At 68.9% G+C, this 25019-nt stretch carries 19 protein-coding genes; 17 read left to right on the top strand and 2 right to left on the bottom strand.

Features of this window, described 5'->3' with window-relative positions:
- The first annotated feature begins 75 nt into the window (after window positions 1–75).
- Window positions 76–615 (top strand): exonuclease, encoded by a 540-nt coding sequence (locus tag VKA86_14910; protein ID HKK72498.1) that lies wholly within the window; start codon window positions 76–78, stop codon window positions 613–615.
- Window positions 616–731: 116 nt separating this feature from the next.
- Here VKA86_14910 and VKA86_14905 read toward each other — a convergent pair whose 3' ends face one another.
- Window positions 732–1835, bottom strand: coding sequence for a PA0069 family radical SAM protein (locus VKA86_14905; GenBank protein HKK72497.1), 1104 nt, complete (start codon window positions 1833–1835; stop codon window positions 732–734).
- A 140-nt stretch (window positions 1836–1975) separates the two neighbouring features.
- Between VKA86_14905 and VKA86_14900 the strand changes: the two genes are divergently transcribed.
- The 13 genes from VKA86_14900 (at window position 1976) to VKA86_14840 (ending at window position 20114) form a co-directional block, all read left to right on the top strand.
- Window positions 1976–2686: an NAD(P)H-binding protein gene (locus VKA86_14900; protein ID HKK72496.1), complete on the top strand. Its 711-nt coding sequence runs from the start codon at window positions 1976–1978 to the stop codon at window positions 2684–2686.
- A 72-nt stretch (window positions 2687–2758) separates the two neighbouring features.
- Complete coding sequence (rarD, locus tag VKA86_14895) at window positions 2759–3670, top strand: EamA family transporter RarD (GenBank protein ID HKK72495.1); 912 nt, start codon at window positions 2759–2761, stop codon at window positions 3668–3670.
- Between the two features lie 202 nt (window positions 3671–3872).
- Window positions 3873–4700: a DMT family transporter gene (locus tag VKA86_14890; GenBank protein HKK72494.1), complete on the top strand. Its 828-nt coding sequence runs from the start codon at window positions 3873–3875 to the stop codon at window positions 4698–4700.
- Window positions 4701–4786: 86 nt separating this feature from the next.
- Entirely contained in the window at window positions 4787–5347 is a 561-nt protein-coding gene (locus tag VKA86_14885) for a FlgD immunoglobulin-like domain containing protein (protein HKK72493.1), read from the top strand.
- 26 nt (window positions 5348–5373) lie between these two features.
- A complete protein-coding gene (locus VKA86_14880; GenBank protein HKK72492.1) occupies window positions 5374–7044 on the top strand; it encodes a hypothetical protein in 1671 nt (556 codons plus the stop codon).
- Window positions 7045–7082: 38 nt separating this feature from the next.
- The gene (locus tag VKA86_14875; protein HKK72491.1) at window positions 7083–8321 is read left to right on the top strand and encodes a hypothetical protein; all 1239 of its coding nucleotides are present in this window, start codon (window positions 7083–7085) and stop codon (window positions 8319–8321) included.
- Window positions 8322–8515: 194 nt separating this feature from the next.
- The gene (locus VKA86_14870; GenBank protein ID HKK72490.1) at window positions 8516–11863 is read left to right on the top strand and encodes a S41 family peptidase; all 3348 of its coding nucleotides are present in this window, start codon (window positions 8516–8518) and stop codon (window positions 11861–11863) included.
- Between the two features lie 248 nt (window positions 11864–12111).
- Window positions 12112–13044 (top strand): family 43 glycosylhydrolase, encoded by a 933-nt coding sequence (locus tag VKA86_14865; GenBank protein HKK72489.1) that lies wholly within the window; start codon window positions 12112–12114, stop codon window positions 13042–13044.
- Window positions 13045–13060: 16 nt separating this feature from the next.
- Entirely contained in the window at window positions 13061–14098 is a 1038-nt protein-coding gene (locus VKA86_14860; GenBank protein HKK72488.1) for a putative sulfate exporter family transporter, read from the top strand.
- 104 nt (window positions 14099–14202) lie between these two features.
- Window positions 14203–16152: an alkaline phosphatase D family protein gene (locus tag VKA86_14855; protein ID HKK72487.1), complete on the top strand. Its 1950-nt coding sequence runs from the start codon at window positions 14203–14205 to the stop codon at window positions 16150–16152.
- Window positions 16153–16234: 82 nt separating this feature from the next.
- Entirely contained in the window at window positions 16235–17353 is a 1119-nt protein-coding gene (locus tag VKA86_14850; GenBank protein HKK72486.1) for an SPFH domain-containing protein, read from the top strand.
- 8 nt (window positions 17354–17361) lie between these two features.
- Entirely contained in the window at window positions 17362–18525 is a 1164-nt protein-coding gene (locus VKA86_14845; protein HKK72485.1) for a hypothetical protein, read from the top strand.
- Window positions 18526–18683: 158 nt separating this feature from the next.
- Window positions 18684–20114: a glycosyltransferase family 39 protein gene (locus VKA86_14840; protein HKK72484.1), complete on the top strand. Its 1431-nt coding sequence runs from the start codon at window positions 18684–18686 to the stop codon at window positions 20112–20114.
- Window positions 20115–20121: 7 nt separating this feature from the next.
- On the opposite strand, the gene VKA86_14835 is transcribed toward VKA86_14840, so the two are convergent.
- Window positions 20122–21021: an alpha/beta hydrolase gene (locus tag VKA86_14835; protein HKK72483.1), complete on the bottom strand. Its 900-nt coding sequence runs from the start codon at window positions 21019–21021 to the stop codon at window positions 20122–20124.
- A gap of 136 nt (window positions 21022–21157) precedes the next feature.
- On the opposite strand from VKA86_14835, the gene VKA86_14830 reads away from it, so the two are divergent.
- From VKA86_14830 to VKA86_14820, 3 genes are all read left to right on the top strand, one after another.
- Window positions 21158–21622 (top strand): PH domain-containing protein, encoded by a 465-nt coding sequence (locus VKA86_14830; protein ID HKK72482.1) that lies wholly within the window; start codon window positions 21158–21160, stop codon window positions 21620–21622.
- 186 nt (window positions 21623–21808) lie between these two features.
- The gene (locus VKA86_14825) at window positions 21809–23563 is read left to right on the top strand and encodes an endonuclease/exonuclease/phosphatase family protein (protein HKK72481.1); all 1755 of its coding nucleotides are present in this window, start codon (window positions 21809–21811) and stop codon (window positions 23561–23563) included.
- 212 nt (window positions 23564–23775) lie between these two features.
- A partial coding sequence (locus tag VKA86_14820; protein HKK72480.1) for an amino acid carrier protein occupies window positions 23776–25019 on the top strand: 1244 nt, incomplete at its 3' end.

Genomic DNA, 25019 nt, shown 5'->3' with positions numbered 1-25019 from the left:
GCGGCACCTCTGGACCCACCGCGGGTCACGGGGCACAATCCTCCCGGCACACGTCCTCCCGCACCGCCACGAACCATGCGCCGATTCCAGAGCCACTTCGTCCTCGACGTCGAGTCCGACGGTCCCCATCCGCTGGACTTCAACATGATCTCGTTCGCGTTGGTCTCCCTGGCCGACCCCACGGAGGGATTCTCCGCCCTGCTCCAGCCGATCCACCAGAACGGCGGCGGGTGGAAGGCGGCCCGCGACGTCAGTGGGATCTCGTGGGAGCGGCAACGCACCGAGGGACGCGACGCCCGTCGAGTGATGGAGGAAGTCCAGGCCTGGGCCGTGGAGACCGCCCGGCGCGAGCGGATCACGATCTGGTCGGACAATCCGGCCTACGACTGGCAGTTCTGGAACGCCTACACGCACCACTTCACCGGCCGCAACGTCGCGGGCTTCTCGGCCCGACGCATCGGTGACCTGGACGCCGGGCGGCGCGGCGCGCCGCTGACCACCAATGGCTGGAAGAAATGGCGGCGCACCGAACACACCCACGACCCGCTCGACGACGCGCGTGGCAATGCCGAGGCACTGCGGACGATCCTCGAGGCGATGGAGGGCGGAGGCTGAACGACGCCGTCGGACGGACGCGGGCGGACCGAGCCCATCGGACGGAAGCCATCGGACGGGACCCATCGGACGGCCTCGTCGAAGCCACTGCGCGCCGACGCCGAACGCGCTTCGTCTCAGAACAACCCCAACTGCCCGCCGCGCTCCAACGGCCGTCGGAACAGATCCGTCCGCAGTTCCGCGTCGCGCTCGGTGCCGAGGCCGAAGCGCCGCGCGGCCACCTCGAACCGCCGCCGCAGCATCTCCGCCCACGGTCCTGCCCCGCGACCGCGGTGACCGAACTCGCTGCGGTACAGATCACCGCCGTGGGCCTGGCGGAGTAGCGACAGCACGTGCTCGTGCCGATCGGGTTCGTGCTCGGCCAACCATTCGTCGAACAGATCGGCCACCTCGCGCGGCAGACGCAGCAGGATGGTCGACGCCCACCGCGCACCGGCCGACGCAGCCTGCTCGAGGATCGATTCGACCTCGGTGTCGGTGAGCGCCGGGATCACCGGCGACACCAACACGCCGACGGGTACGCCCGCGTCGTGCAGGCGGCGCATGGCCACGAGCCGCGCCGCGGGCATCGACGCGCGCGGTTCCAGCCGCCGGGCGAGATCGGGATCGAGCGTGGTGATCGAGAACATCACTCGCACGAGCGAACGCTCGGCGAGCGACGTCAGCAGGTCGAGGTCGCGCAGGATCCCGCGGGACTTGGTCACCAGCGCCACGGGATGCGAGCACTCGTCGAGCACCTCGAGCACGGAACGCGTGATGCGTAGATCTCGCTCGGCGGGCTGGTAGGGATCGGTGTTCGTGCCGATGGCGATCACCGCCGGACGGTACGACGGTCGTGCCAACTCCTCGCGAAGGCGGGCGGCCGCCTCGGGCTTGCTGAACAGCTTCGTCTCGAAGTCCAGGCCCGGGCTCAGGTCGAGATAGGCGTGCGTGCTGCGCGCAAAGCAGTACGCGCAGCCGTGCTCGCAGCCCTTGTAGGGATTGATCGAGCGATCGAAGAAGATGTCGGGCGAGTCGTTGCGGGTCAGGATCGACCGCGTGCGCTCGGGGGTGACGGAGGTGGCGGGACGGCCGTCCTCGGACCGCGCGCGTTCGGCGCTTCCCCACCCGTCGTCGATCATCGACGTCTCGCGCGGCAGGAAGCGACTGGCGCGATTGCTCGAAGCACCGCGGCCGCGTAGGTGGCGGCGCGACCGGGATCCGTCCTGGGCGTCGTCCATGGCGCGCACCGGGGAAGAGCATCGAGCCGATCGTAGGCGAATCCTGGCCCCGGCCGCAACAAAGCGTGGCGATCCCGCGTCTCGTGCTAGGATCCCGTGCGAACGACCAAGTCCGGTCCCCCGATCCAGGAACCAGAACCGTGAAGATCTGCATCGTCGGTGCGTCCGGCAAGCTCGGTCGCTACATGATCGCCCACTCGCTGGATCGCGGACACGAGGTCATCGGGGTCTGCCGCACGCAGAGTGTGGACAAGCTCGACGACGTCGCCGACCGGATCACGATCATCCCGGGACCCACGAACGACCCGCGGGTCGTCGCCCGTGCCGTCGACGGCTGCGACGGCGTGCTGACCGTGCTCGTGCCCTGGGGTGTGCACGGCTACGCCACCGGCACCGCCCGGGCCGTGCTCGATCACGCTCCGCCCGGAGCGCGCCTGATCTTCTCGTGCGGATGGCACATCACCCGCGACGGTCAGGACCACTACCCGAGGGGCTTCCGGTTCATGGTCGGTGGCTTCGGACGGGTCCTGCGACTGCTGCGCATCGCCGACATCGACGATCAGGTCCGGGCCACGCGCCTGGTCTTCGACAGCGACTCCCGATGGACCGTGGTCCGGGGTAGTGACCTCGAAGAGGGCGAGAGCCAGGGTCTGCCGGTGTGGAGCCGTCACGTGGGCGATCCCGTGTTGAAGAGCAACAAGACGCGCCGCGTGGACTTCGCGCTGTTCATGGTCGACGCCCTCGAGCGCGACGAACTGATTCGCGAGGCACCGGCGATCGTGGGTCGCACCACACCTTCGGCCCTCGCGCACGCCAGCGACACCGCAGCACAGCTGGATCCCGCCGGCTGAGGGGCGTGCGGGGACGACGTCGCGCGCCTACCCTTCCGGGTCTCGCGTCCGCTCCGTCCGAGGCAGGCCACCATCGAAGCCGATCCCACCGAGACCCGCCGCGGCGTCGTCTACGGCCTCACTGCGTACCTGTGGTGGGGCTTCGCCGTGCTGTACTTCTGGCTCGTGCGAGAGGTGCCCGCGCCCGAACTGCTCGCCCATCGGATCGCCTGGCTCGTTCCGCTGCTGATCGCGCTCCTCGCGGTCCGCGGTGGGGGCCGCACGACGATCGAATTCCTGCGACACGGTGAGAAGCGCCGCACCCTCCTGCTCACCACGGTCCTGCTGAGCATCAACTGGTTCATCTTCATCTGGGCGGCCACGCACGACCGCGTGCTCGAGATCAGCCTGGGCTACTTCATCAATCCACTCGTGAGCGTACTGCTGGGCTTCCTGGTGCTGAAGGAGCGCTTGCGGCGCGCGCAGTGGTGGAGCGTGGGCCTGGCCGCGGCGGCAGTGGGGTTCCTGCTCGTGCGCACGGGGCAACTGCCACTGGTGTCGCTGGGCGTGGCCGTGACCTTCGCGTTCTACGGTCTGTTGCGGAAGCGGCTGTCGCTGGGGGGGATCGCGGCGCTGTCGATCGAGACCGCCGTGATGTGGCCGGTGGCGGTCGGATACCTGGTGTGGCTGGGCGCCGACGACCGGCTCTGGTTCCTGCACCACGGCTGGGCGACCGATGGTCTGCTGCTCTGCGCGGGCGTGATGATCGCCGTGCCCATGGTGGCCTTCGGCAACGCGGTGCGGCGGGTCGACCTGTCGACGATCGGGTTCATGCAGTACCTGGCACCGTCGATCCAGTTCCTGATCGGGATCTGGGTCTTCGGCGAGGCCATCGACGTCGACCGACTCACGGCCTTCCTCGTGATCTGGATCGCGCTGGCGATCTACAGCACCGACGCGTGGCGCGCGCGGCAACGCAGGCTGCGAGTGCGCGGAGCGGCCTGAGGGTCGATCGACGGGGCGGTACGGACACGGTCCTGGGGCGGTCCCCGGTTCTCTTCGCGGAAGCCGACGTGGGACGGTGACCCGCCATCCGCGCCGGAACTCCACTTCCGTCGCGGAAGTCACGACGGTCGTCGCGTCCCTCGACCCCCGGAGAGGTGCCGCCATCCCACCGCTCGCGAACCGCTCTCCTCCGCTCGGATTGGTGCTGCTGCTCGTCCCTGCACTCTGGGGATGGGGCTATCCACTGATCCGGGAGAGCATGGGTGCCATCGGGCCGCTCGGTTTCCTCTGGCTGCGCTTCGGGATCGCCCTGATCCCGCTCGCGGCGTTGTACGGGGGCACGCTGCCGCGCGCGACGAGGTCGACGTGGTCGCACGGGGTGGTGACCGGCATTGCACTGTTCCTCGCCTACGCCTTCCTGAACGCGGGGTTGGTCCACACGACCACGCCCCGGGCGGGGTTCGTGATCGGGCTCCGGGTGATCCTCGTGCCGCTGCTGGCGGCGGGGCTCTTCGGGCTGCGCGTGGCCGGAGCGGTCCGGGTGGCCGCGGTCGTGTCACTGCTGGGCGTCGCGTTGCTGTTCCTCACCCGCGACGAGTCCCTCGACGGGGCGATCACCGGTGACCTGCTGGTGCTCGCCAGCGCCCTGTTCTTCGCCCTGCACGTGCTGCTGGTGGGTCGTTTCTCCACCCCCGAGACCTTCGCGCCGCTGCTCGTCCTGCAGGTGGCGATCGCCACCCTGCTCTCGGCCGCCGGAGCGTGGCTCCTCGAGGCCCGCCTGCTGCCCGACGCCGCGTTCGTGTGGACGAACGCCCTGCTCGCCGGCCTCTTCGCCACGGCACTCGCCTTCTGGATCCAGAACGGATACCAGTTCCGGATCGATCCGAGCCGTGCGGGCGTGATCTACGCGACCGAGCCGCTCTTCGCGACGTCTTTCGGATTCCTGTACCTGGGCGAAGTGCTGCAGGGGTGGCAGTGGGGCGGTGCCCTGCTGATCTGCGCGGGCATGGTCATCGCGCTGCGCCGGTGAAATCGCCTGTCCGGTTTCATGACATGATGCCGTTGTACCACTACAGAGGCGACACCCGTCCCCCTGCAGCGTGGAAGAGGTCGAACATGAGTCGAAAGCAGCGTCTCTCGCTGGCGCTCGGTGTGCTGTTGGTCCCGCTGATCAGCTGGACCGCCTACGCGCTCGGCCAGGACGCACTGTTCCAGGCGACCGTCGACGGGGGTGGGGGAACCTCCGTGGGGAACACCTTCACGCTCAGCGGGACCTCTGGTCAGCCCGACGCCGGGCGCTCCGACTCCTTCGCGTCCGGCGGTGACCTCGAGATCCGTGGCGGGTTCTGGCACGGCGCCCAGCCCACGGCCACCGGTGTGGGCGACACGCCCGTCGCCGGCCGCACCGAGCTGAAGGCGCCCTTCCCGAACCCCTTCAATCCGCGGACCGAGATCCGCTTCGACCTGGCCCACGAGGCGCCGGTCCGCGTCGAGGTTCTCGACGCTCGCGGGCGGCGCGTCCGCACCCTCGTCGACGGCGTCCGCCCTGCCGGCTCGCACCAGCTGGTCTGGCGCGGGCGTGCCGACGACGGCCGCGGCGTCGCCAGCGGCGTCTACTTCGTTCGCCTGATCGCCGACGGTCGGGCCCAGACCCAGAAGATGACCCTGGTCAAGTAGCCCGACCGGATCCCAGGAGACCCAGCATGAGAATCCTCGCTCTTCTACTCGTCGTGATCGTGGTCCTCGCTCCCGCGGCGACCGTTGCGCAGACACCGGCCGGAACCGGATTCACCTACCAGGGCCAGCTCGTCCAGTCCGGCGTCGAGGTCAGCGGTGATGCCGACTTCGTCTTCGCCCTCTACGACGCCGCCACCGGTGGCAACCAGATCGGCAGCGACCTGTTCCTCTACGCGGTGCCCGTGGAACAGGGCGTGTTCAGTGTCGATCTGGACTTCGGGGCGAGCGCCTTCACCGGCGACGCGCGCTTCCTGCAGATCCAGGTGCGCACGCCGTCGACCGGTCCCGGAGGGGCCGAGCCCTACGACACGCTCCTGCCGCGGCAGGAGCTGACACCCGTCCCCTACGCGATCCACGCCCTGAACGCGGCCAGTGGCGACGGTGTGTGGCAGCTCGACGGTACCGGGATCACGAACACCAACAGCGGTTTCGTGGGGATCAACGGTTCCACGCCCCTGACCTTCGCCGAAGTCTTCGGTGTGCGCTCGCCGGCGACGACCGGTTACGGCGGCATGTACATGTCGACCGAGGGGGCCGACGCCTGGCCTTTCATCGGTTTCGACGCCGGCGGTACGCGCGCCTGGACCTATCTGCACGGCGGGACCGACTCGTGGCGCCTCTACAACGGTGGCGAGCGACTCACCGTGGAGCGCAGTGGGGACGTCGGGATCGGGACCCTCACGCCCCAGTCGAAGCTCGAGGTGGTCGGAACCATCCATTCGACCAGCGGCGGCTTCAAGTTCCCCGACGGAACGGTGCAGACCACCGCGGCCGAGGGCGCCGTCGCCACCGACCAGGTGCTGCTGACCGACGGATCGGCCGTGACGACGGTGGAGATCTACGCCGACGATCCCGCGTCGACCAGCGGCGGCAGCGTCGCCAATTTCAATGACGAGAACGGGACGAAGACCATCGAGATCGACGGGAACATCGGCGATGGCGGACAGATCAGCCTGCGCAACAGCCAGGACCGCCAGACCGTCAACATCCTCGGCGACTACACCTCCGGAAACGGTGGTCTGGTGGAGGTCGATCAGGGCGACGGGACGACCGGAGTCCGCATCCTCGGACACGGGGGCTTCGGCACCAGCGATCGCGGTGGAGAGATCCAGATCGACAACGCCGCCGGCCAGCGAGCGGTCACGATCGCGTCGAACTACGGCGGCGGCACTTCCAGCCGCATCGTGGTCGACGTGGTCGAGATCCGCGGCGGATCGGACCTGTCCGAGCAGTTCGACGTGACGCCCTTCGAGCAGCAGGAGATCGAGCCGGGCAGCGTGGTGTCGATCGACCCGGGTGCGCCCGGCGACCTGCGGATCTCCGACCGCGCCTATGACCGGCGCGTCGCCGGTGTGATCAGCGGCGCGGGCGGCGTGAATCCCGGCATGCTCATGGGCCAGCGCGGCAGCGAGGCCGACGGTGAGCATCCGGTGGCCCTGACCGGCCGCGTGTACGTGAAGGTCGACGCGCGGCACGGCGCGATCGAACCGGGCGACCTGCTCACCAGTTCGCCCACGCCCGGGCACGCGATGAAGGTCACCGATCACGCCCGCGCGACCGGTGCGATCCTCGGCAAGGCCATGACCGGTCTGGAGTCGGGGACGGGCATGGTCCTCCTGCTGGTGTCGTTGCAGTGAGTGCGCACCGTTTCCCGAAGACGCATCGGAGATCGATCATGATCCAGCCGAAGACCATCGCTCTGTGTGCGCTGATGCTCCTGCCGGTCACCACGGTCGCCGGTCCCGACCACGCGCCCGGCCACGGCCACGCGCACGACCACGGGGGCCTGGTCGCCTCGGGGGAGGTCCGGGAGTTCTACGTGCCCGTCCCGCCCGCCGTCCGTCAGCGCATGGACGAGAAGACCGCGAACATCGTCGTGAACTTCAATCCGGCGAGTTGTCCGTCGGCGAACGTGACGCCGTGGCCGACCGATGCTCGCGAGGCGTTCGAGTTCGCTGCCAGCGTCTGGGCCGCGATCCTGAACGGATCGGAGACCATCGAGATCGACGCCTGCTGGCGCAACGACCTCGCCGCGAACACCCTCGGCAGCGCCGGTCCCCGTGATTGGTACCAGAACTTCACGAACGCGCCGCGCTCGAACACCTGGTATCCGGTCGCCCTGGCCAACGAGCTGTCGGGGTCGGACCAGAACGGATCGAACGCCGAGATCCGGGCCAACTTCAACAGCAACTTCACCTGGCACTTCGAGCCCGACGGTCAGGCGACCAGCTCGGAGTTCGACTTCATCACGGTCGTGATCCACGAGATCGGACACGGGCTCGGGTTCGCCGGGAGCATGGTCGTGGACAACGGAACCGGCAACGACGAGTGCAACGGCACGGCCGGTGACGGCTGCTTCGGGGGTGGGACCAGCGACCCGTTCATCTACGACCGATTCACGGAGAATCTCAACGGTACCGCTCTCATCTCGTACACCAGTCCCTCGTCCGCGCTGGGCACGCAGCTCACCAGCAACGACGTGTTCTTCGACGGAACCTCCGCGAACATCCTGAACGGAGGCAACCGCGTTCCGCTGTACGCGCCGAGCAGTTGGGACTTCGGCTCGAGCTATTCGCATCTCGACGAGGACTTCAACGGCACCGACGACGCGCTCATGACCTTCTCGCTGAGCTTCGCCGAGACGATCCACTACCCGGGCCGGGTGACCCTCGGCATGTTCGTCGACATGGGCTGGGACATCCGCAATCTGAGTACGGTGTGGGTCGATGCCTCGTACACCGGACAGGAGATCGGTGGCCCGACGAATCCCTTCGACACCGTCAACGAGGGCGTGAAGGCCGTCGAGCCCGGAGGCACGGTGATCATCCGCCAGGGGAACTACGCCGAGTCGCTGACCGTGCTCCGGGCAATGGTCCTCGACGGCGAGAACGGCAATGCGGTGATCGGTCAGTGATGCAGACGGATCACGTCCTTCGTCGCCGGTGACCTCCAGCGGCGCAGCGCCGCGTTGGTCGTCGCCCTCGGATTCCCTACCTTCACTGGGTCCGCCCGTGCAACCGCCGGGCGGACTCGTGCGTATGCACCCCCCGAGTCGATCCGCGTTCCTCGCCGTCGCGGTAGTTCGAATCCTCGTCCTGGGAGAGCCCCGTGACTCCGTTGCCGAATCCACTGCGCGTGGACGCCCGTCCGGTCGTGCGCGCTCTGTTCGTGTCGTTCCTGTCGATCCTCGTCGTCGCGCCCGCGCGGGCCGACATCACTCCGCACGGCGGAATGATGCGCCACCCCACCGTGAGCGCCGAGCGCGTCGCCTTCGTCTACGCCGGCGACATCTGGACGGTGAGCCGTGACGGTGGTACCGCCACGAAGCTCGTCGCGCCTCCGGGTGTGGAGAGCCGGCCGCGCTTCGACCCCGACGGCGAGCGGATCGCCTTCGTCGGCAACTACGAGGGAGACACCGATCTCTACGTGATCGACGTCGAGGGTGGGATCGCACACCGCGTGACGCACCATCCGGCCAATGAGGTCCTGCAGCAGTGGACCGACGACGACCTGCTGCTCTTCGCGAGCAGTGCGGAGGGAGCACCCCGCAACAACCTGCAGCTCTACACCGTGTCGCCCGAGGGCGGCCTGCCCGAGAAGCTGCCGGTGGAGTACGGCGCCATGGCCGCCGTCGACGACGCGGGCCGCAGGCTGGCCTTCACGCCCTGGACCCGCGACCACCGCACCTGGAAGCGTTACCGCGGCGGCATGTCCACCGACCTGTGGCTGTTCGACCTCGAGACCTTCGAGTCGAAACGGCTCACCGACTGGGAGGGCACCGACACCCAGCCCATGTGGCACGACGGCGTGATCTACTACCTGAGTGATCAGGGACCCGAGCACCGCTGGAACCTGTGGCGCATCGATCCGGAGAACGGGACGCCCGAGCAGGTGACCCGCTTCGAGGACTTCGACGTCAAGGCGCCGTCGATGGGACCGGGGCCCGACGGGGACGGCGAGATCGTCTTCCAGATGGGATCGGGGATCCACCTGCTCGACCTCGCCAGCGGCGACGTCACCGAGCTCGAGATCACCATTCCCGGCGAGCGGCCCGATCTGCGCCCCGAGCGCGTGGACGTCAGCGACAACATCATGAACTGGAACGTGTCGAGCACCGGCAAGCGAGCCCTGGTCGCGATGCGCGGCGATGTCTGGAGCGTACCGCTCGAGAACGGCGTGTCGATGAACCTCACCCGCAGTTCGGGGACCGCGGAGCGTTTCCCCACCTGGAGCCCCGATGGCCGGTGGATCGCGTACTTCGGCGACGAGACCGGCGAGTACGAGATCTACGTCCGCCAGAGCGACGGCAAGGACGAGCCACGCCGCCTGAGCCGCTTCGGCGCTCCCTACAAGGAGGGCATGGACTGGTCCCCCACGAGCGAATCGATCGCCTACGTCGACAAGACCGGCACGCTGTACGTGGTCGACGTCGAGAGCGGCGACCGCACGAAGGTGAACCAGCACCACTGGGGCAACACGCCTTCGTGGTCGTGGTCGCACGACGGAGCCTGGATCGCGTACACCGATGCAGGTGGCAACATGCACGGCCAGATCTGGATGTACGAGGTCGCGACCGGGGAGAAGACGCAGGTCACCAGCGGGACCTTCGACGACGGCGATCCCGCCTTCGACCGCGAGGGGAAGTTCTTCTACTACGTCTCGTCGCGCGACTTCACCTCGCCCACCTACGAGGACGTGGGCACGACCTTCGTCTACGACGACACCGAGCGGATCGTCATGGTGCCGTTGCGCGCCGACGTCGAGCTGCCGCACCTGCCCGAGGACGACCACGAGGACTGGAGCGAAGAGGCCGAGGACGACTCCGACGGCGACGAGGACGCCGAGAACGGCGACGAGGAGAAGGACGAGGAGGCCGAGGAGGAAGAACCCGCCCTGGTCATCGACCTCGAGGGCTTCGAGGACCGCGGCGTGCAGCTCGACCTCGACGGTGGCAGCTACGGCAACCTGGACGTGGTCGACGGTGGAGCCCTGATCTATCGCACCGGCGGCTGGGGTCCGGACGGCGGGATCAAGACCTACGACCCGCACGCCGACGAGCCCGAGGAGAAGACCGTGATCAGCGGTGTGGGCAGCTACCGCCTCACCGCCGACGGCAAGAAGCTGCTGGTGCGCAAGGGCAAGAGCTTCGCATTGCTCGACGCGAAGCCCGATCAGAAGTTCGAGGACGCCGTGTCCGTCGACGGCTACGAGACCATGATCGACCCGCGCGAGGAGTGGGAGCAGATCTTCACCGACAGCTGGCGCTTCTACCGCGACTACTTCTACGACCCCGGCATGCACGGTGTCGACTGGGAGGGCGTGGGCGACCAGTACCGCGAGATGCTGGCCGACTGCAGTTCGCGCGCCGACGTCGGCTTCGTGATCCGCGAGATGATCAGCGAACTCAACGTGGGCCACGCCTACCACGGCGGCGGTGACCTCGAGGACACGCCCAGCCGCAACGTCGGACTCCTGGGCGTGGACTTCGAAGTCGACGACGGCGCCTACCGCATCGCCGAGATCCACGAGGGCGCGCCCTGGGACACCGACGCGCGCTCGCCCCTTCACCGCGCGAGCGGGGAGGTGAACGAGGGCGACTACCTGCTGGCCGTCAACGGCCAGGAGCTCGACGTCACCGTCGATCCGTGGGTCGCGTTCATCGGCACCGCGGGCAAGGTCACCCGCCTGACCGTGAGCGAGGAGCCCCGCCTGGACGACGACGCGCGCGAGGTGCTCGTCGAGCCCGTGTCGAGCGACTCGGGTCTGCGTTACCGCCACTGGATCGAGCAGAAGCGACAGCGCGTGTACGAGGCGACCGACGGCAGGGTCGGCTACATCTACGTGCCGAACACCGGTCGCGGGGGTCAGAACGACCTCTTCCGCCAGTTCTACGGACAGCGCCACATGGACGCGCTGATCATCGACGAGCGGTGGAACGGCGGCGGTCAGATCCCGACGCGCTTCATCGAGCTGCTGAACCGCCCGCGGACCAACTACTGGGCCACGCGCGACGGCGAGCGCCGGTCGTTCCCGTGGCCGCCGGACAGCCATCAGGGGCCGAAGTGCATGCTGATCAACGGGTTGGCCGGATCCGGCGGCGACGCCTTCCCGGCCTACTTCCGGCAGGCCGGACTGGGCAAGCTGATCGGCGAGCGCACCTGGGGTGGTCTGGTGGGCATCTCCGGCAGCCGGCCGATCATCGACGGCGCGTTCCTCTCGGTACCGAGCTTCGCGTACTTCGAGAAGGACGGTACGTGGGGGATCGAGGGTCACGGCGTCGAGCCCGACATCGAGGTCGTCGCCGATCCCGAGCCACTGGCCAAGGGTGTCGATCCGCAGCTCGAGGCCGCGATCGAACACATGCTGGCCGAGATCGAGCGCAACCCCTACGAGCCGCCCGAGGTCCCGGAGGGGCCGGACCGCAGTGGGATGGGCATCGCCGAGGAAGACATGTAGCGTTTCGCGCACTCGAAGGGTCGAGGCCCGGGACCCCGACGGGTCCCGGGCCCCCGTCGTGTCACGGATGTCGAGATGCTCGATTCCGGGAACTGTGGTAGCGTTCCTGATCCGTTTCCACCTGCGACGAGGACGCCCTGAAACGCTCCGCCTCCCTCCTTCCACTTCTCGTCACGGGCGCAGTATCCGTCCTGACGGGTTGCTCGGCCGACGACGACCCCGCGTCGCCGTTCGTCGACTCGCACTTCGTGCCGGCGCCGTTCTGCACGTCGTCGGTGCCCCTGTCCTACCGTCCGTCCGATCGCTCGTCGCTCAAGGACTTCGCGCTGGTGCACGACGGAGATCGCTTCCACCTCTTCGCCACCCGGCCGGGCGCCGGTTGGTCCTCGGGCGGCGGCGTCGACTTCGAGCACGCCAGTTCGCCGGACCTGGCCGAGTGGACGGCCCACGAGCGGATCGATCTGAGACAGCCCGCCGTGGCCGAGACCGAGACCTGGGCCCCGCACGTGGTCCGTCACGACGGGCGGTGGTGGATGTTCTACACCGGCGTCGTGTACCGACCCGGGGCGGAGGCACACAACGTCCAGCGGATCCTGTCGGCCGTGTCCGACGATCTGCACACGTGGCAGCCGACACCGATGGTGCTCGAGGGAGATCCGTCGTTCTCGCTGTGGGGTGCCGGCGAGCCGTGGGGCGACGACCTCCGCGATCCCATGCTGTGGTACGACGACGGCGAGTGGGTCCTCTTCGTCACCGTGCGTCTGCACGACGAAAGGCAGTGCATCGCGACCGCGCGATCGACCGACCTGCAGCAATGGAACTGGGGCCGGCCGCTGTTGGTCACGGCGGGCCCGGTCGCCGAGTCGCCCACGCTGACCCGGTATCGCGGACGGTTCTGGCTGTTCTGGACCAGCCGGGACCGCCTGCGGGCAGCGTCGGCCGATGCGCCGGAGGGGCCGTACACAGCCGAGGATCTCGACGTCAGGGGCTTCGCGTGCGAGTCGCTCGGACTGGGAGACGGCAGCGTGCTGCTGCCACGGGTGCGCAGCCATGCGATCTCCTTCGGACGGCTGCAGCCCGCCGACGTGTCGCCTCCGGCGGAATCGACGACGGTCTCGCCGCTGTGTTTCGATCGCTCGCTGTTGGTGCCGGGTCCGACGGTGCTGTCGAGGCACGACTAGACGCGGCGTCGACGACGTGACCCGCCCCACTCTCCTCCCTGGCGTCCTTCTCGCCCTGGCCGTGGCCGCCGCGGCCCGTGGTGCACACGCCCTGCTGCCGCCCACCCTGCAGGCCGGCATCAGCGAGATCGTGCTCGCCGTCGGGCTCGGCCTGCTCGCGCGGCGGCTGATTCCGTGGCGTCCGAGCTTCGAACCCGGGGTGCGCTTCGCCTTCCACACGGTGCTGCGTGCCGCGATCGTGATCCTGGGCGTGCGCTTCTCCCTCCAGGAAGTCGGTGCGATCGGCGCGCGTGCGGTCGTCCTCGTGGTCGTCCTCATGACGGTCGCGTTGCTCGTCGCCCACCTCGCCGGTCGGGCACTCGGAGTGAGCCGGCGGGTGTCGACGCTGATCGGCGTCGGGACGGCCGTGTGCGGGAACTCGGCGATCTCGGCCACAGCCCCCGTGATCGGCGCGCGCGACGAAGAACTCTCGTACGCGGTGGCGGTGAACACCCTGTTCGGCACGATCGCGGTGTTCGTCTACCCCGTGCTCGGCGACTTGCTCGGCATGACCTCCGCCTCCTTCGGTACCTGGGTCGGGACCGCGGTCAACGACACGTCGCAGGTCGTCGCCACCGGCTTCGCGCGCGGTGACGCCGCGGGAGAGGTCGCCACCGCGGTCAAGCTCACCCGCAATGCGCTCATGGGCTTCGTGATCGTCGTCGTGGGGTGGTTGCACGGCGGAGCCGCCTCCGTGCGGTCGGGCTCCTGGTCGCGACGGGTCCGTGCTTCGGTTCCGGGCTTCGTCGTCGGCTTCCTGCTGCTCGCGGTCGTGAACACCGTGGGCTGGGTCGAGGCCGCGGGCGATCTCGTCGGTCGTGATCTGGCCCGCGACGGCGGCGAGGTGGCGAAGCTGCTGGTGTTGATCGCGCTGGCCGGCGTGGGGCTGGGAACGAAGCTGCGATCGCTGCGTGCGATCGGACCGCGTCCGCTGGTCCTCGGGCTGGGAACGGCGCTCGTGACCTCGCTGCTGGCGCTGGGGTGGATCGTCACCGTGGGGGCAGTGGTCGACTGAATCCCCGCCCCGGTCGCGCGTGTCGTCGTGATCCGTCGGCTTGGAACCGCGTCCGAGGACGGGTAGGATGACGCGGCTCCTGGCTCCGCCCCGTGGATCCGATCTTGAACCGACACACTCCACCCCTGGTCCTCGCCGGACCGATCCTGCGGCGCGTCACGCCCGATCGCGTCTGCCTGTGGTTGGCGACCCGCGACCCCGTCCGTGTCCGCGTGGAGCTCGAGCCCGAGGGAACGACGGACACGCGACGTGTCGAACTCGACGACGGCTCCCTCCGCATCCTGCGCGCCGGCGAGCACCTCCACTACGTCCTGATCGACCTCGCCCTCGACGATCCCCTGCCGACGGACGCGTGGGTCGCCTACGACCTGCACCTCCGACCCGCCGGTGATGCGGGAGACGAGTGGCACGCCGCGCGCGACTGGGCGCCCGACCTCTGCCACGAGGGCCACGACCGGCCCTTCTTCCGGATCCCGGCGCGGGTCGAATCGTTCCTGCACGGGTCCTGCCGCAAGCCGCACCATCCGGGCGGCGATGCTCTCGCTGCCGTCGACACGATGCTCGCGAAGGCGCGACGGGCCGAAAACGATCCGCCCCCGTGGCCCTCGTTCGTCGTCCTGACCGGCGATCAGGTCTACGCCGACGAGGTCGCCGGTCCGCTGCTGTGGGCGATCCACCAGCTGATCCCCCGGCTCGGTCTGCCCACCGAGCCCCTGCCCGAGACCGGCGCTCCCGATCTGGACGACGCCGACGCGCTGTATCGACATCCGAAGACCTACTACGGGCGCGAAGGACTGCTGCCGAGCCGGCCACACAACCGTGCCCTGGTCGAGATCCTGTTCGGAGGCGTGGAGAAGCCGATCTTCACCAGCGCGAGCGCGCAGAACCATCTGATCACGCTGGGCGAGGTGCTCGCCATGTACCTGCTCGCCTGGTCGCCGGTCGGGTGGGAGGGGGTCGACCTCGATCCACCGTCGGGTCTCGATCCGGAGCACCGCGAGGAGTACGACACCGAGCGGAAGGTGATCGAGGAGTTCGTCCGTCACCTGCCGGCCGTGCGCCGGGTGTTCGCGCACCTGCCGGTGGCGATGATCTTCGACGACCACGACGTGACCGACGACTGGAACCTGAGCCGCGAGTGGGAGGAGATCGCCTACGGGCACGATTTCTCGCGCCGGGTGATCGGCAACGCGCTGATCGGTTACGCCGTCCACCAGGGTTGGGGGAACCGCCCGGAGATCTTCGACGACGACCTCGTGGACACCATCGCCGCAATCCTCGAACGGCCCGGCACCGATGGCCACGACGACCTCATCCACCGTCTGCTGCGCTTCGAGCAGTGGGACTATCAGTGGCCCACCTCGCCTCCGCTGGTGGTGATCGACAGCCGTACTCGCCGCTGGCGCAGCGAGGTCGCCGCGCGCCAGCCGTCGGGTCTGCTCGACTGGGAGGCGCTCACGGACATGCAGCGCACCCTGCGCGACCTGCCGGCCGTGCTGCTCGTCTCGCCCGCACCGGTGTTCGGCGTGAAGCTGATCGAGGCGATCCAGCGGGTGTTCACGTGGCTGGGCAAGCCGCTGATGGTCGACGCCGAGAACTGGATGGCGCACCCGGGCGCGGCGCACGCCATCCTCAACATCTTTCGCCACCGCCGGACCCCGAAGAACTTCGTGATCCTGTCGGGCGACGTTCACTACTCGTTCGTGTACGACGTCGAGCTCCGCGGCCGCGAGCGGGGGCCGGACATCTGGCAGATCTGCAGCAGCGGGGTGCGCAACGAATTCCCGTCCACCCTGCTCGACCGTCTGGACCGGGCGAACCGCTGGTTGTACTCGCCTCGATCGCCGTTGAACTGGTTCACGCGGCGGCGGCGCATGCGGGTGATCCCGCGCAAGCCCGAGGGCACGCCGTCGGGCCGTCGCCTGTTGAACGGCAGCAGCATCGGCCTGGTCGAGCTCGACGGCGAGGGCGTGCCGAGACGGATCCGCGATCTGATGGCCGACGGCCGCACCGTCGAGTTCACCCGCCGCGAGGACGAATCGCGCTGGGACTGAGCCCGCGCGTTGACCGCCGCCGCGCCCCGGCCTACCCTCGCCGCGCTCCGCGCACGAGACACTCCATCGCGGGAGAGCCCTCATGGGACTGTTCGAGAAGCTCCGCGGCGAGCTCATCGACATCGTCGAATGGATCGACAACACGCGGGACACGCTCGTGTGGCGCTTCCCGCGCTACCAGAACGAGATCAAGAACGGCGCCCAGCTGATCGTCCGTCCGGGACAGATGGCGATCTTCGTCCATCGCGGTGAGGTGGCCGACGTCTTCGAGCCCGGCAACTACCGACTCACCACCGACAACCTTCCCGTGCTGAGCACGCTGCAGGGCTGGAAGTACGGCTTCGACAGCCCCTTCCGCAGCGAGGTCTACTTCGTCAGCACGCGGCAGATCACCGACCTCAAGTGGGGTACTCCGAATCCGATCATGCTGCGCGATCCGGAGTTCGGGCCCATCCGCCTGCGGGCCTTCGGCACCTACGCCCTGCGCGCGAACGAGCCGAAGGCACTGCTGAAGGAGCTCGTCGGTACCGACGGGGTGTTCGAGACGGGCGAGATCAACGAGCTGCTGCGCTCGATGATCGCGACCACGCTGGCCGACATGCTCGGCAAGTCCGAGATCGCCGCGCTCGACCTCGCCGCCAACTACACGGCCATGAGCGAGAAGCTGCGTCAGGCCGTGCTCGAACAGGTCGACGACGAGTACGGACTCGACCTGCCGCAGCTGTTCATCGTGAACATCTCGTTGCCCGAGGAAGTGGAGAAGGCACTCGACACGCGCACCCAGATGGGCGTGATCGGCGACATGCAGCGCTTCCAGCAGTACCAGATGGGCCAGGCCATGACCGCCGCCGCCGAGAACCCCTCGGGGGGCGGCGCGGCCGAGGGCATGGGCCTGGGCATGGGCTTCGCCATGGCCAACCAGATGATGGGCGGCATGCCCATGGGGGCCGGTGCGCAGCAGCAGCCGACCGCCCCGCCGCCTCCGCCGCCGGCTGCCTGGTACGTGGCCGTCGAGGGTCAGAGCCGAGGACCCTTCGACACCAACCGGATGGCCGCGGGCATCGCCTCGGGCGAGGTCACGTCGAGCACGCTGGTGTGGACACAGGGCATGCCGGGCTGGGTGGCCGCCGCCCAGGTCCCGCAACTGGCGTCGCACTTCGTGCCGCCGCCGCCTCCGCCCCCGCCGCCGGCGGAATCCTAGGGTCGACCATGGCCGAGCGCGATCTCCCCCCGCTGCCCGAAGCGTCCGCGGCGTCGAGCACGGACGCGTCGACCACGCGCCCCGAAGACGAAGGGCGTCTGTTCCCCTGCGAGTCCTGCGGGGCCGACCTGCGCTTCCACGTCGGCGTGCAGCAGCTGCAGTGTCCGTATTGCGGGGCCACGAAGGAGATCGATCTCGATCCCGAGCACGAGATCGAGGAACGCGACCTCGACGATGTCCTTCGCGGCCAGGCCACGCAGCGCACCGAGGCGGCGGCGAGCACCGAGTCGGACCTGCGCGAGATCGACTGCGAGTCCTGTGGAGCCACCGTGCAGTTCACGGGTACGCTGACCAGCAGTGAATGTCCCTACTGCGGGGTCCCGATCCAGAGCAGCACGGCCCATCGTGCGCACGGTCGCATCCCGGTCGACGGCATGCTGCCCTTCGGGGTCGACCGCAAGACGGCCCGCAAGAACCTGGCGCGGTGGGTGCAGAAGCTCTGGTTCGCCCCGAACGACTTCAAGAAGCGTGGCGTGCAGGGGCGCTTCGAGGGCGTGTACCTGCCCTACTGGACCTTCGACAGCCTCACCAGCAACCAGTACACCGGGATGCGTGGCGACCACTACTGGGTGACCGTGGGCAGCGGGAAGAACCGCCGTCGAGTCCGCAAGACGCGCTGGTCGCCGCGATCGGGTGACTTCCAGCGCTTCTTCGACGACGTCCTGGTCGTCGCCGGGCTGGGTCTGCCGTCGCAGCGTCTGCGCGCACTCGAACCCTGGCCCCTCGACCGCTGCGTTCCCTTCGAAGAGAGCCTGCTCGCCGGCTTCCTCGCCCGGACCTACGACGTTCCGCTCGAGGACGGCTTCCACACCGGCCAGCAACGCATGCGCGAGGCGGTCGAGGCCGAGACCCGCCGGCGCATCGGTGGAGACGTGCAGAAGATCACCAGCCTGCGGTCGCGCTTCGACGCCGCCACCTTCAAGCACCTGTTGCTACCGGTGTGGATGCTCGCCTACCGCTACAAGGGCAAGAGCTACCAGGTGGTGGTGAACGCGGCCACGGGCGAGGTCCAGGGCGACCGGCCGTGGAGTGCGTGGAAGATCGCGCTGGCCGTCGTGGCGGGGCTGGTCGTGGTCGGCGGGATCTACTGGCTGATCCGCATCTACGGTTGAGAGGCGATCCGTTGTCGCCGGATCCACACGCCGGCTCCGGAGATGCCCCGTGTTATGCTCTACGCTTCGTGATCGGGAGCGGTGGACTCGATGCTCCCTCTGCCCTTCGTCTCTGTGCGAACGCGCCCGGATCCGCCGGATCGGGTCGAAGGAACAGCATGCCGCGCTCCGGCTGGACCCGCCTGGCGGTCGCCCTCCTGGCCCTGTGTGCCGTCGCCACGCTGGTCGAACCCGTGGTCTCGATCGGCGATCCCGTCAGCCGCAACTACAACGAGGGTTGGAACGCGCTGCACGCCGACACGGTGATGCACGGCGGCGACCTGTACCCGGAGCCCGGCGCCCCGGTGTTCAACAACTACCCGCCGACCTCCTTCCTGGTCATGGCCGTGCTCGGTGCGATCTTCGGAGATCCGCTCGTCGCGGGCCGCGTGGTGGCACTCGTCTCGCTGATCGTGGTCGTCGTCTGTGTCGGTCGGATCGCCTCGGCGATCGCTGCCTGCCGGGCCATCGGAGTCCTCGCCGCCGTGCTCGCCCTGGGTCTCGTCACCGTCCACTACGACCAGTACGTGGCCATGAACGATCCACAATTGTTCGGACACGCACTGCAGTTCCTCGGATTGACCCTCTTCGTCCGCCGGCTCGACGACCCCCGGGCACGCCTCGGGTCGCTGGTGCTGGTCGTGCTCGGTGGCACGGTGAAACACAACCTGGTGGCCGTTCCGCTCGCCCTGGTGGTCTGGATGCTGTGGCATCGCCGGGCACAGGCGCCGCGCTTCGTGTCGACGGGGGTCGCTCTGGTGGCCGTGGGCGTGCTCGCGATGTTCCTGGCCCACGGCAGCGATCTCTTCGCCGGCGTCCTCGGTCACGCGCGGACCTTCGTCGCCTACCGCGCCGCCAACATGATCGCCGCCTGGCTGGTCCCGCTCGCGCCGGTGTTGGGAGCTGGCCTGCTCACGGTGACGCTGGGTCGGCGGGATCCGCGGGTCGACCTCCTCGCGCTGGTCGGCGGTATCGGTCTCCTGACCGGCGCCGTCTTCGCCGGTGGCGGTGGGATCAACTACAACGTGGTCTACGACGCCGTCTTCGCAGCCTCGGCGCTCGCCGCGCTCGGGGTGAACCACCTGGCCCGAGCGGTGCGCTCGGCGCCGGACACGCACGACGCGGTGCGGGCGGTGGCCTCGATCGCGGTGGGGCTGACGGTGTTGCTCGCGCTGCCGGCGCGCCTGGCCGAGGATCGGACCGAGCTCCGGGAGCGGCCGGCTGAACTCGCGGCGGCGCGCGCCGACCTGGCCTTCCTCGAGAACCACCCCGGTCCGATCTTCTGCTCCACGCTGGCGCTCGCGCACTGGGCGGGACGGGACTTCGAGGTCGACACTTTCAACTTCGGGCAGGCAGTCCGGACCGGTGCGCGGGACGACGAGGACCTCGTCGCCCGTATCGTGGCCGGTGAATTCGCGGTGATCCAGTTCAACGAGTGGTCGCGGCGGGTCGATCTCACGCCGGACGTGCTCGACGCGATCGAGACGCACTATCGTCCCGCCCGGACGAGTCCGGCCCACGGCCGCTTCTACGTGCCGCGGGGCAGCTGATATCGGCTCAACCTGCGTGACGAAGACCCTGTCCCGCCGCGAGGGCGTCGAGGATCGCGTCGCGCATGCGTTCGGGGTGCGACCAGGGCACGAAGTGGTTCATGCTCGGGTCGACCCGCATCCGCAGCAGATCGGAGGGCACGCGCGCGGCGATGAAGTCCGCGTTGGCCGCGGGCACGAGCACGTCTTCGCCTCCCTGGACCACGAAGACCGGACAGCGGATCGAGGACCAGCGGTCCGCCATGGCGCGCAGCTCTGCGCGGTGCGGCAGGAGTTCCTGATTGCAGACGTCGAGCATCGCGGGCAGCAGGGGGCGGACCCACGACCAGGCGGCGACCTCCTGGTACCAGTGGGTGGGCTCGAGGGACGGATCGGCCGAGCCGGCCACGCTGACCACGGCGGCCACCCGCTCACCCGAGTCCATCGCCACGCGGGCGACGATCGGTCCGCCCATCGAGTGGCCCACCAGCACCGCACCCTGCGAAGGGGCTCCGAAGTGGTCGACCACGGCGACGACGGCCGCGGCGTGGCGTCGCAGCGACGCCTCGGGATCTCCGAAGTCACTCCCCCCGTAGCCCGGGCGGTCCATGGAGACCAGGCGCGCGGCCTGGCGAAGCTCGGGATCGGCCAGCTGGTTCACGAAGTCGGTCCAGTCGCCCGGCGAGCCGTGGACGAAGACCACCAGTGGACGCTCACGATCGAAGGCGTCGGCGGTGGCGTAGGCACGCAGGGTGGCGGTGGAGAAGGGGATGTCGTGGGCTCGCGGCCGCGGCACGCCACGCTCGACGAGTTCGTCGACTGTCCGCTCACGCCGGACCTCGGGCGAGAGCAGCGTGTTCACCTGCACGACCACGAACACGATCGCGGCCACGAACAGGATGGCGAAGATCCCGAGCACGGTCAGCACGATACGTCTCCGGCGCGTCAACGGTGGCTCCGTGGTCCGGGGGGATCTACGCGGGCCGGCAGGGGACGTGACCGGGCTTGGCTTCCGCCATGGGTACGATACACTGACCGTGCATCGACGCACCGTGGAGGTTCGCTTGACCCGCACCCACCCCACCGCCTACGACGCCTGGCTCGTCGCCCTGGTCGTCGCGGCCCTCGTGGTGCCCTGGATCCTGATCCTGGTCGACGACGACGTGCGTCCCGTGCCCACGTCCATGTGGCTACTGCTCGGCGGGACGACCGCCCTCGTGGTGGCCCTGCTGCGGGGCTTCGCCTGGCCGGTGCGCTACACGATCGACGACGACGTCCTGATCGTACGCAGCGGGCTCATCCGCTACCGTATCGTGCTCGGCTCGATCGTCCGGGTGGAGTGGTCGCACTCTCCGGTCAGCTCCCCCGCCTGGTCGCTGAAGCGGCTGCGTGTGGTGTTCCGTACCGGTCGCAACATCAACAGTGAGTTGTTGATCTCCCCGCGCGACCGCGAGGAGTTCCTGGCCGATCTCGAGCAGGCCTGTGGTCGGTCGCTGTCGGGAGAGACCGGCCCGGAGCCCACGGGCTGAGCGCGCGGGGGACGGTGACGACGGTCCTCCCCGGCCGCGTGTGGAATCGCCGATGCCGCCCGAAGGGACGGGTCGCCGCGACCCGGAACGGCGGCACGCACGCGCCCGCCTGGACTTCGATCCCTCCGACACGATAGAATCCACTGTTTGCCGGAACTTCGTCCCGCTCCTTCCGAGGTGCCTCCCATGCTCCCGACCTCGATCCGCCGCGCCGCGTTCGCGGTGTGCTCCGTGCTGTTCACGACCTCGGCCCTCGCCGCGCCCATCGTCCTCGACGGTGGATTCGACGACTGGTCCGCGGTCGGCGTCGCGGCGACCGACGCCAGTGGCGACGGTGGCAACGGTGTGGACTTCGGTCGCGTGTGGGCGACCAACGACGACCGCTTCTTCTTCCTGCGCTTCGAGACGGGAATCGAAGTCCAGGGCGACGAACAGCAGTCGATCCGACTGTACCTCGACACCGACGACGACCCCGCGACGGGCGTCTCCTACGCGGGGATCGGCGCGGATCTTGTGTGGGACTTCGGGCAGCGCAGCGGAAGCTTCCGGGGCAGCTCGATCGAACACCCCGACGTGGGGCTGTTGCTGGCCCCCACGGTGAGCAACACGGAATTCGAGATCGCCCTGCGGCTCGACGCCGAGATCGGCGGCCAGCCGGTGTTCCCGTCGTCGCAGGTGAAGTTGTTGCTGCGGGACACCAGTGGAGGGGACCACGTTCCCGACGCCGGTGCGATGACGGCCACCATCGTCGCCGCGGCGTCCGACGACCCGGCGATCGGCCTGGGACGCCTGGCCGACGACGACGTGCGGATCGCCGCGTACAACGTGCAGAACAACGGCCTGTTCGACCGCGGAGGCACCGAGCAGGCCTACGCGCGTATTCTCGGGGCGATCGACGCCGACGTGTGGGTCTTCAACGAACTGTGGGACCACGACGCCGCCGAGACCGCCAGTCGCGTGCAGTCGCTGCTGCCGGCGGGCGACGGTTCGAGCTGGGACGCCGTGAAGCGGGATTCCGGCAACGTGATCGTCAGCCGCTCTCCGATCCTCGCCTCGTGGGAGGTCCTGCCGGGCAGCCGCTTGACGGCGGCGCTGCTGGATCTCGAACCGGCCGACGGTGACGGGGATCTCCTCGTGATCGCGGCGCACTTCTCGTGCTGCACCGCCGACCAGCAGCGGCAGGAACAGGCCGATGCCCTGATCGCCTTCGTCCGCGACGCGCAGACGCCGGGCGGGGACATCGATCTCCCCGACGCGACGCCGATCGTCGCGGCCGGGGACTTCAACCTGGTGGGTTGGCGCCAGCAGCTCGACACGATCCTCACGGGCGACATCCAGGACGAGGGCCGTTTCGGTCCCGACCACGCACCCGACTGGGACGGGAGCGACTTCGACCTGCGTCGCTCGACACACACCGACCGGCGCGTGGGCTACACCTGGCGCAACGATTTCAGCAGTTTCTATCCGGGCATCCTCGACTTCGTCTTCGTCACCGAGAGCGTGGCGCCGGTGGTCGAGCACTTCGTCGTGGACACGCGCACCATGCGTCCCGAGACCCTGTCGACCTACGGCTTGCAGGCCAGTGACACGGGCGTCGCCAGCGACCACGCGCCGCGGGTGGCCGATCTCCGTCTGGCCACGAGCGTATCGGTGCCGGCCACCGGGCGCGTGCGTCTGCACCCGAACGTGCCGAACCCCTTCAATCCCAGCACCCGCATCGCCTTCGAGCTGGCCGCCAGCGGATCCGTCGTGCTCGACGTGGTCGACCTCGCCGGACGACGGGTCCGGACGCTGGTCGACGGTGTTCGCGGTGCGGGTCTGCACAGCGTCCGCTGGGACGGCCGCGATGCTGCAGGGCGCGCGGTGGCCAGTGGGACCTACCTGCTGCGCCTGCGGGCGGAAGGGGCCACGATCACGCGGAAGGCCACGTTGGTGGAGTGAGGGGCGGGCCGACCGGCCCTTGATTCCCCGAGCGCGGTGGGCGATCCTCCGGAATCGCCGTTTTCCCGTCGTGTCTCGCTCACTGCGTCGCGCCGACCCCGCGCGGACCTCGCCCTGGGAGTCCCATGGACCTGCTGCAAGCTCTGATCGATTTCCTGCGTACGTACGTCGTCGAACTGGGCATCACCATCGGCGGCGAGAAGCTGCCCTTCATGGTGATCCTGCTGCTGGGCACGGGCGTGTTCCTGACCGTGCGGCTGGGCTTCATCCAGTTGCGGCGGCTGGGCCACGGTTTCGCCGTCACCAGCGGGAAGTACGACGATCCGGACGAGCCGGGCGACGTGCCCCACTTCCAGGCGCTGACCACGGCGTTGAGTGCGACGGTGGGGATCGGCAACATCGCCGGCGTGGCGCTGGCACTGCACTGGGGTGGCCCCGGTGCGGTCTTCTGGATGTGGGTGACTGCCTTCCTGGGCATGGCCACGAAGTACTGCGAGGTGACGCTGGCGCAGAAGTACCGTCACGTCGACGCGCCCGACGAGAGGGATCCCCACAAGTGGGAGGGGACCGTCTCCGGCGGGCCCATGTACTACATCGAGCGGGGCCTGGGAGTGGTCGGCAAGCCGCTGGCCGTGTTCTTCGCGGTGCTGCTGGGCCTGACGGCCTTCCTGACCGGCAACGGGATCCAGGCGAACACGGTGGCCGACACCATGCAGTCGACCTTCGGGATCACGCCGTGGATCTCCGGCCTGGTCACCTCGGGTGTCGTGGCCGCGGTGATCCTCGGCGGGATCACGCGGATCGGTCGGGTCACGAGCATCCTCGCGCCCGTCATGGCGGCAATCTACGTGGCCGGAGCGCTGTTGATCCTGATCATGAACGCCACCGAGATCCCGGGCGCCTTCGGTCTGATCTTCACCGAGGCCTTCAATCCCACGGCGGGCGTGGCCGGAACCGGAGCCGGAGCGCTGCTGGTGACGCTCATGTGGGGGGTGCGGCGCGGCCTGTTCAGCAACGAGGCCGGTCAGGGCTCGGCCCCGATCGCCCACGCCGCGGCCAAGACCGACGAACCGGTCAGCGAAGGCGTCGTGGCGCTGCTCGAGCCCTTCATCGACACCATCGTGATCTGCACCATGACCGCGCTCGTGATCATCACCACCGGAGTGTGGAGCGACCGGTTCCCGACCGAGATCACGCTGAACAGTGGTGACAGCGCGTACCTGCTGATCACCGACAGCGGACGGCCGGAGGTGGGCGATCCCCCGGCCCGGATCGACGTCACCGAGGGCGCGCCGCTGTACATGACCCCGGGGACCTACCGCCTCGCGTGGCACAACGTTCCCGTGGAAGAATTCTTCGTCGATGCGGACCTGGCTATTCCGTTCAACGGAACGATCGACACCGAGACGGGCGTCGCGCTCGACACCAGCGGGCAGGAGTACACCTCCCTGTGGGG

This window comes from Candidatus Krumholzibacteriia bacterium (assembly GCA_035268685.1).
GTDB lineage: Bacteria > Krumholzibacteriota > Krumholzibacteriia > JAJRXK01 > JAJRXK01 > JAJRXK01.
The sequence above is the reverse complement of the archived record's forward strand: the minus strand, read 5'-3'. Positions and strand labels throughout refer to the sequence as shown.

What these genes read in the sequence shown, in the direction of transcription:
- VKA86_14910 (HKK72498.1), top strand. Translation starts at nt 76, where the DNA reads ATGCGCCGATTCCAGAGCCACTTCGTCCTCGACGTCGAGTCCGACGGT.
- VKA86_14905 (HKK72497.1), bottom strand. Translation starts at nt 1,835, where the DNA reads ATGGACGACGCCCAGGACGGATCCCGGTCGCGCCGCCACCTACGCGGC.
- VKA86_14885 (HKK72493.1), top strand. Translation starts at nt 4,787, where the DNA reads ATGAGTCGAAAGCAGCGTCTCTCGCTGGCGCTCGGTGTGCTGTTGGTC.
- VKA86_14880 (HKK72492.1), top strand. Translation starts at nt 5,374, where the DNA reads ATGAGAATCCTCGCTCTTCTACTCGTCGTGATCGTGGTCCTCGCTCCC.
- VKA86_14875 (HKK72491.1), top strand. Translation starts at nt 7,083, where the DNA reads ATGATCCAGCCGAAGACCATCGCTCTGTGTGCGCTGATGCTCCTGCCG.
- VKA86_14850 (HKK72486.1), top strand. Translation starts at nt 16,235, where the DNA reads ATGGGACTGTTCGAGAAGCTCCGCGGCGAGCTCATCGACATCGTCGAA.
- VKA86_14845 (HKK72485.1), top strand. Translation starts at nt 17,362, where the DNA reads ATGGCCGAGCGCGATCTCCCCCCGCTGCCCGAAGCGTCCGCGGCGTCG.
- VKA86_14840 (HKK72484.1), top strand. Translation starts at nt 18,684, where the DNA reads ATGCCGCGCTCCGGCTGGACCCGCCTGGCGGTCGCCCTCCTGGCCCTG.
- VKA86_14825 (HKK72481.1), top strand. Translation starts at nt 21,809, where the DNA reads ATGCTCCCGACCTCGATCCGCCGCGCCGCGTTCGCGGTGTGCTCCGTG.